Origin of the sequence: Corynebacterium sp. TAE3-ERU2 (genome assembly GCF_019209955.1) — a bacterium.
Classification (GTDB): domain Bacteria; phylum Actinomycetota; class Actinomycetes; order Mycobacteriales; family Mycobacteriaceae; genus Corynebacterium; species Corynebacterium megadyptis.
The window spans coordinates 620,616-636,606 of sequence record NZ_JAHUTL010000001.1 but is presented as its reverse complement, the minus strand read 5'-3'; the positions used below and the strand labels follow the sequence as shown (position 1 = coordinate 636,606).

Annotated in this window: 14 protein-coding genes; 11 read left to right on the top strand and 3 right to left on the bottom strand. The window is 62.8% G+C overall.

Going from position 1 to position 15,991, the window contains the following annotated elements; genetic code table 11:
- Positions 1-155 precede the first annotated feature (155 nt).
- Positions 156-1,100: a diaminopimelate dehydrogenase gene (locus KRX12_RS02785; protein WP_218365613.1), complete on the top strand. Its 945-nt coding sequence runs from the start codon at positions 156-158 to the stop codon at positions 1,098-1,100.
- A gap of 139 nt (positions 1,101-1,239) precedes the next feature.
- Here KRX12_RS02785 and KRX12_RS02780 read toward each other — a convergent pair whose 3' ends face one another.
- Positions 1,240-2,556: an MFS transporter gene (locus tag KRX12_RS02780; protein WP_218365612.1), complete on the bottom strand. Its 1,317-nt coding sequence runs from the start codon at positions 2,554-2,556 to the stop codon at positions 1,240-1,242.
- Positions 2,557-2,938: 382 nt separating this feature from the next.
- On the opposite strand from KRX12_RS02780, the gene KRX12_RS02775 reads away from it, so the two are divergent.
- The 3 genes from KRX12_RS02775 (at position 2,939) to KRX12_RS02765 (ending at position 6,948) form a co-directional block, all read left to right on the top strand.
- Positions 2,939-4,687: a pyruvate dehydrogenase gene (locus KRX12_RS02775; protein WP_218364280.1), complete on the top strand. Its 1,749-nt coding sequence runs from the start codon at positions 2,939-2,941 to the stop codon at positions 4,685-4,687.
- A gap of 149 nt (positions 4,688-4,836) precedes the next feature.
- Positions 4,837-5,547 carry a response regulator transcription factor gene (locus KRX12_RS02770; RefSeq protein ID WP_218364278.1) on the top strand — a complete coding sequence of 237 codons (711 nt, stop codon included), beginning with the start codon at positions 4,837-4,839 and terminating at the stop codon, positions 5,545-5,547.
- Positions 5,548-5,553: 6 nt separating this feature from the next.
- Positions 5,554-6,948, top strand: coding sequence for a cell wall metabolism sensor histidine kinase WalK (locus KRX12_RS02765; RefSeq protein WP_218365611.1), 1,395 nt, complete (start codon positions 5,554-5,556; stop codon positions 6,946-6,948).
- On the opposite strand, the gene KRX12_RS02760 is transcribed toward KRX12_RS02765, so the two are convergent.
- Both KRX12_RS02760 and KRX12_RS02755 read right to left on the bottom strand, forming a co-directional pair.
- Positions 6,945-7,223: a 2Fe-2S iron-sulfur cluster binding domain-containing protein gene (locus KRX12_RS02760; RefSeq protein WP_218365610.1), complete on the bottom strand. Its 279-nt coding sequence runs from the start codon at positions 7,221-7,223 to the stop codon at positions 6,945-6,947. The genes KRX12_RS02765 and KRX12_RS02760 overlap by 4 nt on opposite strands.
- A gap of 12 nt (positions 7,224-7,235) precedes the next feature.
- Positions 7,236-7,658, bottom strand: coding sequence for an HIT family protein (locus KRX12_RS02755; protein ID WP_218364273.1), 423 nt, complete (start codon positions 7,656-7,658; stop codon positions 7,236-7,238).
- 89 nt (positions 7,659-7,747) lie between these two features.
- Between KRX12_RS02755 and purD the strand changes: the two genes are divergently transcribed.
- The 7 genes from purD to KRX12_RS02720 all read left to right on the top strand — a co-directional run bounded on the left by purD (position 7,748) and on the right by KRX12_RS02720 (position 15,928).
- On the top strand, positions 7,748-9,037 hold the full coding sequence (gene purD, locus KRX12_RS02750; RefSeq protein ID WP_218365609.1) for a phosphoribosylamine--glycine ligase: 1,290 nt from the start codon (positions 7,748-7,750) through the stop codon (positions 9,035-9,037).
- A 112-nt stretch (positions 9,038-9,149) separates the two neighbouring features.
- Positions 9,150-9,803 (top strand): sugar O-acetyltransferase, encoded by a 654-nt coding sequence (locus KRX12_RS02745; RefSeq protein ID WP_218364269.1) that lies wholly within the window; start codon positions 9,150-9,152, stop codon positions 9,801-9,803.
- A 209-nt stretch (positions 9,804-10,012) separates the two neighbouring features.
- Positions 10,013-11,281 carry a TrkH family potassium uptake protein gene (locus KRX12_RS02740; RefSeq protein WP_218365608.1) on the top strand — a complete coding sequence of 423 codons (1,269 nt, stop codon included), beginning with the start codon at positions 10,013-10,015 and terminating at the stop codon, positions 11,279-11,281.
- Positions 11,274-11,909 carry a TrkA family potassium uptake protein gene (locus KRX12_RS02735; RefSeq protein ID WP_151529796.1) on the top strand — a complete coding sequence of 212 codons (636 nt, stop codon included), beginning with the start codon at positions 11,274-11,276 and terminating at the stop codon, positions 11,907-11,909. The genes KRX12_RS02740 and KRX12_RS02735 overlap by 8 nt, the downstream gene beginning before the upstream one ends.
- Before the next feature lie 84 nt (positions 11,910-11,993).
- Positions 11,994-13,421 carry an adenylosuccinate lyase gene (gene purB / locus KRX12_RS02730; protein ID WP_218365607.1) on the top strand — a complete coding sequence of 476 codons (1,428 nt, stop codon included), beginning with the start codon at positions 11,994-11,996 and terminating at the stop codon, positions 13,419-13,421.
- Between the two features lie 81 nt (positions 13,422-13,502).
- Complete coding sequence (locus KRX12_RS02725; protein ID WP_151640927.1) at positions 13,503-14,396, top strand: phosphoribosylaminoimidazolesuccinocarboxamide synthase; 894 nt, start codon at positions 13,503-13,505, stop codon at positions 14,394-14,396.
- Positions 14,397-14,722: 326 nt separating this feature from the next.
- Positions 14,723-15,928 (top strand): ABC transporter substrate-binding protein, encoded by a 1,206-nt coding sequence (locus KRX12_RS02720; RefSeq protein ID WP_218364262.1) that lies wholly within the window; start codon positions 14,723-14,725, stop codon positions 15,926-15,928.
- Positions 15,929-15,991: the final 63 nt, after the last annotated feature.

Genomic DNA, 15,991 nt, shown 5'->3' with positions numbered 1-15,991 from the left:
TGTGAAATAGCTCACCACTCTAGACCCCTTTTCTATAGGTGAACAGGGAAATTCTTGCAGCTAGAGGATAGTGGCACGGAGAAAAAGTGGGCAGAGCGCCGGAATCCATGTAGCGTGTGCTTATCTCAAGAAGTCAAACTATTGAAGGAGAGACAATGAGCACTGTACGCGCCGGCATCGTCGGCTACGGAAACCTTGGTAAGAGCGTGGAGAAGATCATCAACGATCAGCCCGACATGGAGCTGGCCGGAATCTTCACCCGCCGCGATAGCCTCGATACCGACACCCCGGTCTTCCCCGCGGACAAGGTGGAGGACTACAAGGATCAGATCGATGTGCTGTTCCTGTGCGTCGGTTCCGCTACCGATATCCCCGAGCAGGCCGTGAAGTTCGCCGAGCACTTCACCACGGTGGACACCTATGACAACCACCACGACATCCCGCGCCACTACCGCGATATGGATGCTGCTGCGAAGCAGGGCGAGAACGTCGCCGTCGTTTCTACCGGCTGGGATCCGGGTATGTTCTCCCTCAACCGTGTGATGGCTGGCTCCTTCATCAACGGCCAGCAGTCCACCTTCTGGGGCCCGGGCCTGTCCCAGGGCCACTCCGATGCGCTGCGTCGTATCGAGGGCGTGAAGAAGGCTGTGCAGTACACCCTGCCGGACGCCGAGGTGCTGGAGAAGGCTCGCAATGGCGAGCAGGTTGAGGCCGTGCACAAGCGTCAGTGCTGGGTCGTTGCAGACGAGTCCGAGCACGCACGTATCGAGGAAGAGATCCGCACCATGCCGGATTACTTCGTCGGCTACGAGGTAGAGGTGAACTTCATTGATGAGGCCACCTTCGATGCCGAGCACACCGGCATGCCGCACGGCGGTTATGTGATCAGCCACGGTCACGCCGGTTTCTCCGAGCACCTTGTGGAATACAAGCTGCAGCTGGAGCGTAACCCCGACTTCACCGGTGGTGTGATGGTGGCCTATGGCCGCGCTGCACACCGCTTGGCTGAGCAGGGCAAGACCGGCGCGTTCACCGTGCTTGAGGTCGCCCCCTACCTGCTCTCCGCCACCCCGCTGGAGGAGCTCATCGCTCAGGTCTAAACCGCGAGCATAGCTCAGCCTTCGGCCTGTACTCAGGCCGGAGGCACATGCAATCACCGGAGCCCGCTATTTCGAGGTGTCTATTCCCCTCGGGACCGCGTGAGGCTCCGGTTTTTCTGCGCTGGGGCTTAGATCGCCGCTAGGCGGGCTGGCTGCTGCGATCCAACTCGGGTTGGCGCACCGGTAGCAGGAGCAGCGCCCCAGCAGCGAGTACGACCACGATGCCCAATACGCCCGCGCGGTCGCTGCCGGACAGAGCCACGAACAGCGCGAAGAGGGCGGGGGCGAGCCAGCTAATGGCGCGCCCAGTAGTGGCGTAGAGGCCATACATTTGCCCGTTGCGGCCAGCGGGACTCAACCGCTGCAAAAAGGACCGCGAGGCGCTTTGGGCGGGGCCGACAAAGAAGCACAGGATCAGCCCGAGAATCCAGAAGGCGCGGGGTCCCTCGGCGAAGAAGAGGGCGATCCCATCGAGCACCATCAGTCCCAGCGATGCGAGAATCACCGGCTTCGGGCCGAAGCGATCGTCCAGCCAGCCGGCGCCTAAGGCCCCGAGTGCGGAGATCACATTGGCGGCGATACCGAAGAGGATGACGTCGTCCGCGCCCAAGCCATAGACCGTGACCGCGAGCACCGCTCCGAAGGAGAACACGGCGGCGAGCCCATCGCGAAAGACCGCGGAGGCGATGAGGAAAAATACCGCTCGTCGGTCGTTGCGCCACAGCTGGGCGATCACCCGGCCGAGGTCCTTATAGGAATCCACCACCCCGCGCGGTGTGTGCGCCTCGGGCTGCGGCTCGATCTCGGGGACGCGTAGCAAGGTGGGCAGCGCGAAGGCCCCAAACCAGGCGGCCGCGAGCAGTGCCACCATGCGCACGTTGAAGCCGCCCTCGGTGGATAGCCCCAGCAGCCCGCCATCGCCGGAGATAAACCCGAAGAAGCAGATGAGCAGCAGCACGATGCCGCCGAAATAGCCCATGGACCAGCCGAAGGCCGATACTCGTCCCACATTCGCCTTGGTGGAGACCTGCCCCAGCTGCGCAAAGTAATTGACCTCCGCGAACTGGAACGTAATGCTTGCCAGGCCCATGATGGTGATGCCCACCCAGAAATAGATGGGGTGATCATTGCGGATTAAAGCCAAGCTGGCCATGAGCGCCACTGTCACGGCCGACCACACCAGCAGAGCGCGTCGACGCGTGCCGCGCACATCGTTTCGGCGCCCCACAATGGGGGCCAGCAGGGCAATGGCCACTCCGGCGAGCGCGATCGCCCAGCCCAAATAGGACGATGCTGGGGTGGAGCCGCTGAGCGTCTGGCCCACCGAGTCGGTGAGATACACCCCGAAGATGAAGGTGACGAGTACAGCGTTGAAGGCGGCGGAGCCCCAGTCCCACAGCCCCCAACAGAATACAGTGGTGGAATCGGTGCGCGATGTGGTGCGGCGAGTGCCCATGATGCGTGTGTCCTCTACGAAAAATTAGGTGCCGGGGGCTTTCACTCATTCCGCGAAAACAGATAGCTTTCCAGTACTAAGTGAGTGCCAAGGCTCAGAATAACAAGCGCCCTCTACTGCGCGGCCCCTCACCAGTGCGCAGACCACCGCGCCGCCGCAGCCCGCCTGCTGCTCGGATGTGTGATCAGCGGCACGGCGGGGAATAAAAAACCAGCACACAGCCGAGAATCTGGGCCGGCGGCCCCGCTGGGCGCGGGCGGGGCCCTAGCGCGGGGCGCGGGAAAGGGGCACAGTAGAGCGGGGTGGAGGCCCTACTGCAGCTGCGCTGCACGCTCAGCGGCCCCCAATAATCCCCGCACAGAAACCTTTAAGGAGAATAGTCATGGCTTCATACGCACAGGTATTGGTGAAATACTTGGAAGATCTCGGTGTCAAGCGCATGTATGGCATCGTCGGCGATAGCTTGAACCCCATCGTGGACGCCGTATCCTCGTCCAGCATTGAATGGGTGCACGTACGCAATGAGGAGGCCGCAGCGTTTGCTGCCGGGGCCGAATCCCTCGTTACTGGTGAGCTCGCCGTGTGCGCCGCCTCCTGCGGCCCGGGTAATACCCACTTCATTCAGGGACTCATGGATGCCCACCGCAATGGGGCGAAGGTGCTGGCTTTGGCCTCGCACATCCCAGCGGCCCAGATCGGGTCCAACTTTTTCCAAGAGACCAAGCCGGCCGAGATTTTCCGCCAGGCCTCCGGTTACTGCGAGACCGTCTTCAGCGGCGATCAGGGTGCCCGCATTACGCATCACGCCGTGCAGTCCACCTTGGCCGGCAAGGGTGTGTCTGTGCTGATTATTCCCGGCGATATCTCCACCGAAGAGGTAGAGGACACGCGCTGGCTGGACTCCGCGGTCACCTCCAAGCGCCCCGTGGTGTATCCGAACCCCACGGACGCCGCTCGCCTCGTGGAGGCCATTAATGAGGCCGATACGGTGACGCTGTTCTGCGGTGCCGGCTGCGCCGACGCCCGCGAGGAGGTATTTGCCCTCGCGGAAAAGGTGAAGGCTCCGATCGGCCACGCCCTCGGCGGAAAAATGTTTATCCAGCACGGCAATAACTATGACGTGGGCATGTCTGGTCTGCTGGGCTACGGCGCCTGCCACGATGCCTGCGATAAGGCCGATCTGCTCATCCTCCTGGGCACCGACTTCCCTTACGATGACTTCCTGCCGAAGAAGAACGTGGCCCAGGTGGATATCAAGGGCGAAAACATTGGCCGGCGCACCACGGTGCACTACCCGGTGGTGGGCGATGTGAAGGCCACCATCGAAAATATCCTGGAGCATGTGGAGGAAAAGAAGGATCGCAGCTTCCTCGACAAGATGCTCAAGGAGCACTACACCAAGCTCAATGACATCGTGGATGCCTACACCACGGGCGTGGAAAAACTGAAGCCCATTCACCCCGAGTACGTGGCCGATGTCCTCGACGAGCTGGCCGATGACGATGCCGTGTTCACCGTGGACACCGGTATGTGCAATGTGTGGGCCGCCCGCTACATCAACAACCCCACGGGGGAGCGCACGCTGCTCGGCTCTTTCCGTCACGGCACCATGGCCAACGCCTTGCCGCAGGCCCTCGGCGCCCAGGCCGCCAACCGCGAGCGCCAGGTGATCTCCATGTCCGGCGATGGCGGCCTCGGCATGCTCATGGGCGAGCTGCTGACCGTGAAGCTGCACAACCTGCCGATCAAGACGGTGGTGTTTAATAACTCCTCCCTCGGCATGGTCAAGCTGGAGATGCTCGTGCAGGGCCTGCCGGAAAGCGATACCGACCATGAGGGCGTGAACTATGCCGCGATCGCCGAGGCCATCGGCATCAAGCACGTGCGCATCGAAGATCCACAGGATGTGCAGCCCAAGCTGGCCGAGGCCCTGGCCTATGACGGCCCCGTGCTCATCGATGTGGTCACCGATCCGAATGCGCTGTCCATCCCGCCGAACATCACCATGGAGATGCTCTTGGGCTTCTCCAAGGCCGCTACCCGTACCGTCTTCGGCGGCGGCGTGGGCCGCATGGTGAACTTGGCTCGCGCCAACCTGCGCAATATCGGCCCCAGCGTCAAGCACCTCTAAGCGCCTCTCAACACCTCGCCGCCCCGGCCCCGCGCCCCTGCTTTCTCGCGCCGCAGGGCAGGGGCCGGTGGGCCTCGAGTGTAGCCCCGGCCACCCCAGCGGCATCCTCCACTTCAACCAGGGTGAAAGGCTAGGGCAGAATAGAAGCCATGAGTGTGACAGTGATGGTTGTAGACGATGAACCGAACATCGTCGAATTGCTCGACGTATCGCTGAAGTTCCAGGGCTTCACCGTGGTCACCGCCTACTCCGGGCCGGCAGCGCTGGAGAAGCTCAAAACCGAGCAGGTGGATGCCTTCATCCTTGATGTGATGATGCCGCATATGGACGGCTTCGAGCTGCTATCGACTATCCGCGCCCACGGCAATGACGCCCCGGTGCTCTTTCTCACCGCGAAGGATGAGGTGCCGGATAAGATCCGTGGGCTGACCCTCGGCGCCGATGATTATGTGACCAAGCCCTTCTCCTTGGAGGAGGTGGTCACGCGGCTGCGGGTAATCCTGCGCCGCGCCCAGAGCAGCCAGCCCGCCGAGCCTGGCGGGCGCGCCGGGCAGCGGCCGGTGCTGCGCTACGCCGATCTCGAGCTGGACGATAACACCCACGAGGTGCGCAAAGCCGGCGAGGTCGTGGAGCTTTCTCCCACCGAGTACAACGTGCTGCACTATCTCATGGACAATGCCGAGATCGTGCTGTCGAAGGCTCAGATCCTCGACGCCGTGTGGAACTACGATTTCGGCGGCGATGGCAATGTGGTGGAATCCTATATCTCCTATCTGCGCCGCAAACTCGATACCACCGAGCCGCACTTGATCCACACTGTCCGCGGCGTCGGCTATATTTTGCGCGTTCCGAAGGATTAATAGCCCATGGCTTCCGCCTATTCCGCCGAGGAGAATCAGCCCCGCAGGTGGCGTCGTCCCCAGCGCCTGCCCTTGCGGGTGTCTGTGGTGCTCATTGTGGTCGCCATCATGGGGGTAGGCATGATCGCCAGCGCCACCGCGGTGAATTCGATCATGCGGAATTTTGCCTATAACGAGGTCGATGGCCAGCTGGTGGGTGCCGCGAGCGGCTGGGCCCGTAATAGCGAGCTCTATTCCTCCCAATCCACCCAGCCCCGGCCGCCCTCGAGCTTCTATGTGGAGCAGATCTTTAGCGATGGCACCTCGGTGCGCTATAACGATTCGAATTCCTCCCCCGATTTGTCCATGGTGCGCATCGGGGAGGGCCCCTTTACCGTGGGCGCCTCGCCCGGTTCGGCGGATGAGTCGAAGTGGCGGGTGGTGGCGATCGGCGATAATCGCAGCATCACGGTGGTGGCGCGCTCGGTGGCGGACGAGGAGCGGCTGCTGCGGAATCTGCGCACCGCGCAATGGGGTATTGGCCTGATGGTGCTGCTGGCGGCGGCCGGTATCGCCGCGGTGGTGGTGCATCGTTCTTTGCAGCCGCTGCGCAATGTGGCCGATACCGCAGAAGCCATCACCGGCGGTGATCTTGATCGGCGCGTGCAGTACACCTCGCACTCCACGGAGGTGGGCAAGGTGGGTGCCGCGATGAACACCATGCTGGAGCAGTTGCAGTCCTCGCTCACCGCCGCCCAGGACAAGGAAGAGCAGATGCGTCGCTTCGTTGGCGATGCCTCGCATGAGCTGCGCACCCCGCTGACCAGCGTGCGCGGCTATGCGGAGCTCTATCAATCGGGGGCGATGAATGATCCGGATCGGGTCGTGGCGAAGGTGCGGGAAGAGGCCGACCGCATGAGCGAGCTGGTGGAGGGGCTGCTGGCCCTCGCCCGGGCGGAGGGCATGACCTTAAACCTGCAGGACACGGACGTGGTGGAGCTGTGCCAGCGGGTGGTTGCCGAGTATCGTGACGCGGATATCACCGTGGAAGCCCCAAGCCCCGCGCGGGCGACGGTGGATGCCGATAAGATCCGGCAGGTACTGGTGAATCTGCTCAATAATGCCCGTGCTCACGGCGCCGAACCCATCACGGTGCGGGTGCAGTCCACCCCCGAGCAGGTGGAGATCAGTGTGGCCGATTGTGGCCCAGGGATGAATGAGCACGACGCCCAGCATGTATTCGAGCGTTTTTATCGCGCCGATACCTCTCGTTCCCGCGCCTCGGGCGGCAGCGGGCTCGGTTTGGCGATCGTTTCTTCGCTTGTCGACGCTCACCAGGGGCAGATCAGCCTCGACACCGCCGAGGGGCGCGGCGCTGTCTTTAGCGTGCGCCTGCCCCGCACCCCTGATCCCGACGCCTAGAAGAGATAGCTGACCTCGTAGGGACCTTCGGAGTCGCGTTTGGTTTGGCAGGCGAGACGCTGATCATCGGCCACGTCATAGTCATCGAGCACGGCATTATTCTCCATGTGCGATTCCCCGCCTTCGAGCGTGCATTGGCAGGCCCCGCATTGACCCATCGTGCAGGAGTGGGGTGCTGGGATGCCGGCGTCGAGCATGGCGCTCAACAACGTGGTGTCGGCGGGCCAGTCGAAACTGTAGTCCTCGCCGTCGAGCTCGACGGTGGTATGTGCCATGGCCGCGTCCCCTTAGCGGTTGGGGTAGCCGTTGTCGTCAGTGTCGAGCACCGCGCGTAGCTTGGCGGCGGCCTCGTCCAGTTTGGCCTCCTCGGGCTCGGCGATGGCATTGCTGAAGTTGAAATCGCTCATCGCGTTGGCGGGGAAGACGTGAATGTGGGTGTGGGGCACATCGAAACCGGCGATCACGGTGCCGGCGCGCTCGCAGCCGAAGGCTTCGATCTGGGCGCGGCCCACCTGCTGGGCTAGCTCAGTGAGAGAACGCAGCTCGGGCTGGGGCAAGTCAGTCCACTTATCCACCTCGGTCACCGGGACCACGAGGGTGTGGCCATAGGTGAGGGGCCGAATATCAAGAAAAGCGACCACGCGGTCATCGCGGTAGACGAAACGGGCGGGAAGTTCTCCGGAAATGATTTTCGTGAAAATGCTGCTCATATATTCAAGGCTAGACGAGTTCGCCACGCGAATGTGGCGCCACACGAGGCGGGGGGTTGCGTGTGTGTGCGGTCGCTACACTAAGAACCATGCGCATCTTGGTTATCGGGTCGGGCGCCCGCGAACACGCCCTGCTGCTGGCACTGAGTAAAGACGACTCCGTCACGGATCTGCACATCGCTCCTGGTGGCGATGGCATGACGGATCTGGCGGTGTGTCATCCCGAATGGGAGGGCGCCGCCATCGACGTGGAGGATGGCGCGCAGATCACCGCACTCGCCACCGGGTTGCAGGCCGATCTCGTGGTGGTGGGCCCGGAGATCCCGCTGGTGGCCGGGGTGGGTGATGCCCTGCGCGAGGCGGGTATCGCCGTGTTCGGCCCCTCGAAGGAGGCCGCGATGATCGAGGGCTCCAAGGCCTTCGCCAAGGATGTGATGAACGCCGCGGGGGTGGCCACGGCGACGGCCACTCGTATCGAGTCGAGCGAGGACATCGAGGCTGTGCTGGACGAGTACGGCCCGCAGTACGTGGTTAAGGACGATGGCTTGGCCGGCGGCAAGGGAGTGGTGGTCACCAGTGACCGCGCCGAGGCGGCGGCTCATGCCCGCTCGGTGCTGGACTCCGGCAATCCGGTGCTGGTGGAATCCTTCCTCGACGGCCCCGAAGTCTCACTCTTCTGCTTTGTCGATGGCGAGACCGTGGTGCCGCTGCTGCCGGCCCAGGATCACAAGCGCGCCTTCGATAATGATGAGGGCCCCAATACCGGCGGCATGGGCGCCTACGCCCCCTTGCCCTGGCTGCCGGAGGATGCCGTCCAGCGCATCGTCGATGAGGTGTGCGAGCCCGTAGCCCGCGAGATGGTGGCCCGCGGCTGCCCCTATTCGGGTCTGCTCTATGCGGGCCTGGCGTGGGGGAGTGCGGGACCTGCCGTGGTGGAGTTCAATTGCCGCTTCGGCGATCCCGAAACCCAGGCCGTGCTGGCGCTGCTCAAAACCCCGCTCGCCGGGGTGCTGGCCGCGACCGCGCAGGGGCGTCTGGCGGAGCTGCCGCCGCTTGAGTGGCACGAGGGAGCGGCTCTGACCGTGGTTCTCGCCGCCGCTGGCTATCCCGCCTCACCGCAGAAGGGCGATGTGATCCATGGCCTCGGCGCCGCGGATTATGAGGGGGATTCCTATGTACTGCACGCCGGCACGAAGCGTACGGAGGCAGGCGAGTTCGTGGCCAATGGCGGGCGCGTACTCAACGCAGTGGCGCGGGGCACTGATGTGGAAGACGCCCGGGCTAAGGCCTATGAGCTGATCGAGTCCCTCGAGCTCGAGGGCGGTTTTTATCGCAGCGATATCGCTCTAAAGGCGCAGCGCGGCGAGATCAGCATCTAGCGCTGCAGGACTGGCAGGGCGCCCAGCGCCCTGCCACCCAAACGGGGGCCGTCTACCCCTTGTGATCCAACAAGCCCTTCATCTTAAGTGTGGAGTAGTGCACAATGGATCCATGAGCGAAAACAGTTTTGATCCCGAGACCTACTCCACGCTGGAGCAGATGCGCAGCGGCGAATGGTATCTGCCGAAGTCCAAGGAGCCCGCAGAGGCCCGTCGTACCGCGGCCCGCACCCTGCGTGACTTCAACAACACCACCGATGAGATTCGTCAGCAGGATCTGCTGCTCGATCTGCTCGGCCACTTCGATACCGAGGACACCGAGGTGGAATCGCCGATCTATATCCAATACGGCGTGCACACCTCCATCGGTAAGGGCAGCCGCATCCAGGCCAATGTGACGATCCTCGATTCCGCCGAGGTCAAGATCGGGGAGCGCGTGAATATCTCCCCCGGTTGCCAGCTCTACACCGCCATGCCGCCGGTGCACGATGCGGAGATGCGCTCCTATGGCTGGAAAATTGCCAAGCCCATTACGGTCGAAGACGATGTGTGGATTGGCCCTGGCGTCACCGTGCTGCCAGGTGTGACCATTGGCCGTAAGTCGGTGATCGCTGCTGGTTCCGTGGTGGACCGCGATGTGCCGGCCCACTCCATCGCCTCCGGCAACCCCGTGCAGGTGACGAAGGGAGTCAACCCCGGCGCCAATGCTGAACGGGATGAGCTTCCCGCAGGCATCCCCTTCGATTTGGGGGAGGGCGACGCCTAGCGGCGCAGCCTCCCCGCAGTGCAGCGCAGAAAAGTTCACCGCCCCGCACTGTGTCGCACCCGCCCGTCGCCGAGAGCAGTACTCGGTGGCGGGCGGGTGTGCGTCGTGGTCATGGGGTGTGCGCAGCGAAAAGTGTGCGAAACGGGTGTAAGAATGAACACGCCTGTGTAACTACCTATGAACCTAAGAGAGGCATATACTAGCGCTCCATGAAACGACCTGCGTTCCTCGTGGCGGGAGGCTTCCTCATCCTCATCGCCATCGGTACCGCGCTACTGAGTCTGCCCGTGGCCCATGCGCCAGGGCAGAGCTATGACTTCATTACCTCTCTGTTCACCGCCACCTCGGCGGTGTGTCTGACCGGTTTGATTGTGGTGGATACCGCCAGCTACTTCTCCCACACCGGACAGGCCATCATCATGGTGCTGATCCAGCTGGGTGGTTTAGGCATTATGACCTTGACCGTGCTGGTGAGCTGGCTGGCCCTAGGCAAAGTGGGTCTCACATCCAGCATCACGACCACCGCCGAAGGGCGGGTCTCGCATCTGGGTGATGTGAAAAAAGCGGTGCTCACGATCGTCGGAATCTCTTTGACCATGGAGCTTCTCACCGCGATCCTGCTCGCCGCACGTTTTGCCAAGGGCTATGACTTCGCTCCCGGCCAGGCCGTGTGGCAGGGCGGATTCCACGCCGTCTCGGCGTTCAATAACGCCGGCTTTGCGCTGCACAGCGACTCCCTCATCCCTTATGCCAATGATGCCCTGATCCTGCTGCCCGTGGCGGCGGCGATCATCGTCGGCGGTGTGGGGTTCTATATTGTGGCCGCCCCCTCCCGCGCGATGAAATCGCTGTCTGGCTGGTTCACCGTCTGGGGCACCATCATCCTGCTCCTCGTGGGCACCCTCGGTGCGCGCATGTTCGAAGACACCTCGTGGCTGCTGTCCTTCTTCCACTCGGCAACCACCCGTACCGCCGGTTTTAATGCCATCGACATGGAAACCATCCACCCGGGCTATATCGTTCTCACCGAGGTGCTCATGGCCATCGGCGGCGGCTCCGGCGGCACTGCCGGTGGTGTTCGCATCACCACGGTGGCCGTTCTGCTCGTGGTGGTGCTGGCCGAGGTACGCGGCCGCGAAGAGGTGGATATTCGCCGCAAGCGTATTCCCAATGCCACCGTGCGCCAGGCGCTGGCGGTGATCATGATGTCGCTGACCCTCATCGTTGGCGCTACCCTTGGGGTGACCATGCTGGCGCCGGAGCTGGGCATGGAGAAGGTGACGTTCGAAGTCATTAGCGCATTCTCGACGACGGGACTCTCCCTCGGCATCACGGATGCACTGCCGCCGGCGGCCCAGCTGATCCTTATCGTGTTGATGTTCGCGGGCAGGATCGGCCCCATTACCGTGGTGGCCGCGCTCGCCTCCCAAAAACGCAGCCATCTGTCCTATCCCAAAGAAAGGCCCTTCATTGGCTAAGCAAAGAGTTGTCATTCTCGGTCTGGGGCGCTTCGGCCTCGCTCTCGGCGAGGAGCTGGTTGCCTCCGGAGTGGACGTGGTGGGCGTGGACATTTCCGAACGCGCCCTCAAAGAGGCGGAAAAACTCACCCACAGCGTGATCGCCGACGCCACCGATATCGAGGCCCTCAAACAGCTCGGGGTGCTCGATGCGGAACACGTGATCGTGGGCATCGGCGAGGACATGTCGGCCTCGCTGCTGACGGTGAATAACCTCAAGGAGCTCGGAGTCACGGGGGTGTGGGCCAAAGCGGACTCCAAGGCGCATGCCACGATCCTGCGCTCGATGGGCGTCAATAACCTCATTCGCCCTGGGTTTTCCACCGGCAAGCGTTTGGCGCATGTGATCTCCGGCCACGCCGAGGACTATATCGAGTTCGACGTGGACTATGCCATGGTCAAGCTCGCCGCGCCGCGCTGGCTGCACGGGCACCAAGTCGCCGAAGCCGAACCGGATATTGTGGCCCTCAAGCGCTCCGGGCGTAGCTTCCGGCCCACCGTGCCAGACGATGTTATCGGCCCCGATGACATTCTCATTGCCGCCGGCCCGGTGAAAACCCTGGAGCGTTTCTGCGAGCGGCGCCGCTAACTCCCGCCCACTCGTGGGGCAGCAGGAGAGCGTCGATAAGCGAATGCCCGCGCCCCGAGAGCGCGGCGTGCGATAATAGCCACTATGTCGACACCACGCATCTCTAATGTCCTTGCTTCCCGCTATGCCTCGCCCGCACTGGCGCAGATTTGGAGCCCCGAATACAAGATCATCACGGAACGCCGCCTGTGGATCGCCGTGATGCGCGCCCAGGCCGAGCTGGGAGTGGACATCCCCGCCGAGGCCATCACCGCCTATGAAGAGGTAGTGGAGCAGATCGACCTCGATTCGATCGCCGCCCGCGAGCGGATCACCCGCCACGATGTGAAGGCCCGCATCGAGGAGTTCAACGCCCTCGCCGGCTATGAGCACATCCACAAGGGCATGACCAGCCGCGATCTCACCGAGAATGTCGAGCAGCTGCAGCTGCACTCCTCGCTTGAGCTCATTCGCAATAAATCCGTGGCCGTGCTCAGCCGCGTGGCCCGGCTGGCCGCAGAGAACAAGGCACTGGTGATGGCTGGTCGTTCCCACAATGTGGCCGCCCAGGCCACCACCTTGGGCAAGCGTTTCGCCTCCGCCGCAGACGAGATGCTCGTGGCGGTGCAGCGCATCGAACACCAGCTGGAGGAGTATCCACTGCGCGGCATCAAGGGCCCGATGGGCACCGCCCAAGACATGCTGGATCTCATGGGTGGCGATCCCATGAAGCTGGCCGCCCTCGAGCGCAGCATCGCCGATCACCTCGGCTTCAGCCGCACCTTCGATTCCGTCGGCCAAGTCTATCCCCGCTCCCTCGATTTCGAGGTGCTCTCCGCGCTGGTGCAGCTGGGCGCCGGCCCCTCCTCGCTGGCCACCACGATCCGTCTCATGGCGGGCAATGAGGTAGTCACCGAAGGCTTCAAGGAAGGCCAGGTGGGCTCCTCGGCGATGCCGCACAAGATGAACGCTCGCTCCTGTGAGCGCGTCTGCGGCCTGCAGGTGGTGCTGCGCGGCTATCTCACCATGGTGGCCGATCTCGCCGGCCAGCAGTGGAATGAAGGCGATGTGTTCTGCTCGGTGGTTCGCCGCGTCGCCCTGCCCGATGCATTCTTCGCCATCGACGGCATGTTTGAAACCTTCCTCACCGTCCTCGACGAGTTCGGGGTGTTCCCCGCCATGATCGAGCGCGAGCTGGATCGCTACCTGCCCTTCCTCGCCACCACCCGCATTCTCATGGCCGCCGTGCGCGCCGGGGTGGGCCGCGAACAGGCCCACGAGGTGATTAAGGAAAATGCCGTGGCGGTGGCGCTGAATATGCGCGAAAATGGCGCCGAGCAGGATCTGATCGAGCGCTTGGCCGCCGATGAGCGCCTGCCTTTGAGCGAAGAGGAGCTCAACGCCGCCCTGGCTGACCGTCACGCCTTCATCGGCGAGGCCGAATCGCAGGTGGAGCGGGTACTCAACCACGTCCAAGAGCTGGCCAATCAGTACCCGGAGGCAGTGAACTACACCCCAGGAGAAATCGTCTAAAACCCCGCCTTGCCTGCGGGGCAGAACAAACCTGAGCATAAGGTGTGCACCCGTGGGGTGAGAGGTCTACACTGCTTAATCATGCGTCCAGAACTTTCATCGTATGACCACGTCTCCGCAGGCAAGGTCCGTGAGATCTACGAGGTCGATGAGGAGACCCTGCTCATGGTGGTCTCCGATCGCATCTCCGCTTTCGACTACATCTTGGACACCGAAATCCCGGACAAGGGGCGCGTGCTCACCGCCATGAGTATGCACTTCTTCGACATTCTCGATGTGCCCAATCACCTCGCCGGCCCCATCGACGATGAGCGAATCCCGGAGGAGGTGCTCGGCCGCGCCGTTCTGTGCAAGAAGCTGAAGATGCTGCCTTTCGAGTGCGTGGCCCGCGGCTATCTCACCGGCTCGGGTTTTGCCGAGTATCAGGAGCACGGCACCGTCTGCGGTATCGAGCTGCCCGACGGCCTGCGTGAGGCCTCCAAGCTGCCGGAGCCGATCTTCACCCCGGCCACGAAGGCGGAGTTGGGCGATCACGATGAGAACGTCTCCTTCGAGCGAGTAGTGGAGAAGCTCGGCGAGAAGCGCGCCGATCAGCTGCGCAAGGCCACTCTTTCCATCTACCGCACCGCTGCGGCACTCGCCGAAGAGCGCGGGCTGATTCTGGCGGACACCAAGCTGGAATTCGGCGTGGACGAAGACGGCACCCTCGTGCTCGCCGATGAGGTGCTCACCCCCGATTCCTCCCGCTATTGGCCGAAGGACGGGTACAAGGAGGGCGCGGTTCAGCCCAGCTTCGATAAGCAGTATGTGCGCAACTGGCTCACCGGCCCGAAGTCGGGGTGGAAGAAGTCGGATCACACCCCGCCGCCGGCCTTGCCCGGCTCCGTGGTGGAGGCCACCCGGGAGCGCTATATCGACGCCTATGAGCGGGTATCGGGCAAGAAGTTCTCCGAGTGGATTGGCACCTGCGTATAGCAGCGTTCCCATCCCCGTCACGGCCATGGTGCTCTGTGTAGCCTAGCCTAAGTATTTTTCACCACAAGCCGAGAGTGTTCTGCACTCTCGGCTTGTGTGTTCTTGCAGTTCACTAGCCGGTGTGATGGAAGAGTCACCGAGCACACCTAGCCAATTTAGCTAAGCCTATGTTAGCATTCACAAGTTCTATCAAATGGAACGCAGCGTTGCTGATTTTATCTTTGCTGAGCGTGGCCTTTAGCTGGTGGCGCAGGGCAGGACGGGCCCGCGTAGTGCGCGAGTGCGACAAGCGTTGCGTTCACACAAGTACCTGCAGGAGGAACTTTATGAGACGTGTGCGTAGTGTGGCACTCGGTCTAATCGCAACCGCTAGCCTCGCGCTGAGCGCCTGCGCCGGAGGAAACGGCGCCGACGCGGAGGCGGAGAAGGACAGCACCACCCCCGAGGACTCGGCGGTGACTGTCACCGACGTGAAGGGTCGGACCGTCACCTTCGACGAGCAGCCGGAGCGGGTGATCCTCGGCGAGGGCCGTGCCCTCTTCGCTACCTCGATTTTGAATAATGAGGACCCGATCGACCACGTGGTGGCGATCGGTAGCGACCTGACTAAGGGCGCTCCCTCCTTCAAGAAGCGCCTCGAGGAGTCCGTGCCCGAGGTCAACGAGCTGCCCGAGATCGGCAATATGGCCAAGGGCGATGTCACTGTGGAGAATCTGCTCTCCTTCGAGCCGGACGCGCTGGTGATGACCGCTGATCACTATGACGCGGTCTCCACCACCGGCATGCTGGACAAGCTCGATCAGGCCGGCATCAAATACATTGTCACCGACTTCCGCCAGCACCCGCTGGAGAACACCACCAAGTCCGTGGCCGCCTTGGGTGAGCTCTTCGATCGCGAGGATGCGGCCGAGAAGTTCAACAAGGACTGGCAGGACACCATCGATCGCCTCGAGGAGAAGACCAAGGACATCCCCGATGAGGACCGTCCCACCACTCTGCTGTGGCGCGCCGCTGGTCTGAAGGACTGCTGCGCCACCGTGTCCAAGTCCAACCTGGGCGAGTTCATCAACGTCGCCGGCGGCAAGAACCTCGGCGATGAGATCCTCGACACCGAGTCCGGCGATATCACCGCAGAAAAGGTGATCGCCGAGGCACCGGAGGCGATCATCGCCACCGGCGGTTCCTGGGGCGCCGACGTCACCGGATCCAAGGATGATGCCACCAAGCAGGCTATTCCGCACGTGGAGCTCGGCTATTTCGCCACCGAGGAAAAGGCTCAGGAGACCCTCGCTGGTCTGCTCGCCACCAATGGCTTCGACCAGCTGGAGGCCCCGAAGGAGGGACACCTCTACGGCGTGTGGCACCAGTTCTATGATTCGCCGATGAACTTCCTCGCCCTGGAGCAGTTCGCTGCATGGCTGCACCCAGACCTCTTCAAGGATGAGGACGTAGAGGCCCACTGGAAGCAGGCCCACGAGGACTACCTGCCCTTCGAGGCATCGGGAGTATTCTTCGTCAAGCACAACAAGTAGGCATCTACCCACTTTTCGCGGCGCAGTCGGCTCACGGCTGCGCCGCGGTGTACTCAGGGACAT

What these genes read in the sequence shown, in the direction of transcription:
- KRX12_RS02740 (WP_218365608.1), top strand. Translation starts at nt 10,013, where the DNA reads ATGAAACGACCTGCGTTCCTCGTGGCGGGAGGCTTCCTCATCCTCATC.
- purB (WP_218365607.1), top strand. Translation starts at nt 11,994, where the DNA reads ATGTCGACACCACGCATCTCTAATGTCCTTGCTTCCCGCTATGCCTCG.
- KRX12_RS02720 (WP_218364262.1), top strand. Translation starts at nt 14,723, where the DNA reads ATGAGACGTGTGCGTAGTGTGGCACTCGGTCTAATCGCAACCGCTAGC.
- KRX12_RS02775 (WP_218364280.1), top strand. Translation starts at nt 2,939, where the DNA reads ATGGCTTCATACGCACAGGTATTGGTGAAATACTTGGAAGATCTCGGT.
- KRX12_RS02725 (WP_151640927.1), top strand. Translation starts at nt 13,503, where the DNA reads ATGCGTCCAGAACTTTCATCGTATGACCACGTCTCCGCAGGCAAGGTC.
- KRX12_RS02785 (WP_218365613.1), top strand. Translation starts at nt 156, where the DNA reads ATGAGCACTGTACGCGCCGGCATCGTCGGCTACGGAAACCTTGGTAAG.
- KRX12_RS02760 (WP_218365610.1), bottom strand. Translation starts at nt 7,223, where the DNA reads ATGGCACATACCACCGTCGAGCTCGACGGCGAGGACTACAGTTTCGAC.
- KRX12_RS02765 (WP_218365611.1), top strand. Translation starts at nt 5,554, where the DNA reads ATGGCTTCCGCCTATTCCGCCGAGGAGAATCAGCCCCGCAGGTGGCGT.
- KRX12_RS02745 (WP_218364269.1), top strand. Translation starts at nt 9,150, where the DNA reads ATGAGCGAAAACAGTTTTGATCCCGAGACCTACTCCACGCTGGAGCAG.
- KRX12_RS02770 (WP_218364278.1), top strand. Translation starts at nt 4,837, where the DNA reads ATGAGTGTGACAGTGATGGTTGTAGACGATGAACCGAACATCGTCGAA.
- purD (WP_218365609.1), top strand. Translation starts at nt 7,748, where the DNA reads ATGCGCATCTTGGTTATCGGGTCGGGCGCCCGCGAACACGCCCTGCTG.
- KRX12_RS02780 (WP_218365612.1), bottom strand. Translation starts at nt 2,556, where the DNA reads ATGGGCACTCGCCGCACCACATCGCGCACCGATTCCACCACTGTATTC.
- KRX12_RS02755 (WP_218364273.1), bottom strand. Translation starts at nt 7,658, where the DNA reads ATGAGCAGCATTTTCACGAAAATCATTTCCGGAGAACTTCCCGCCCGT.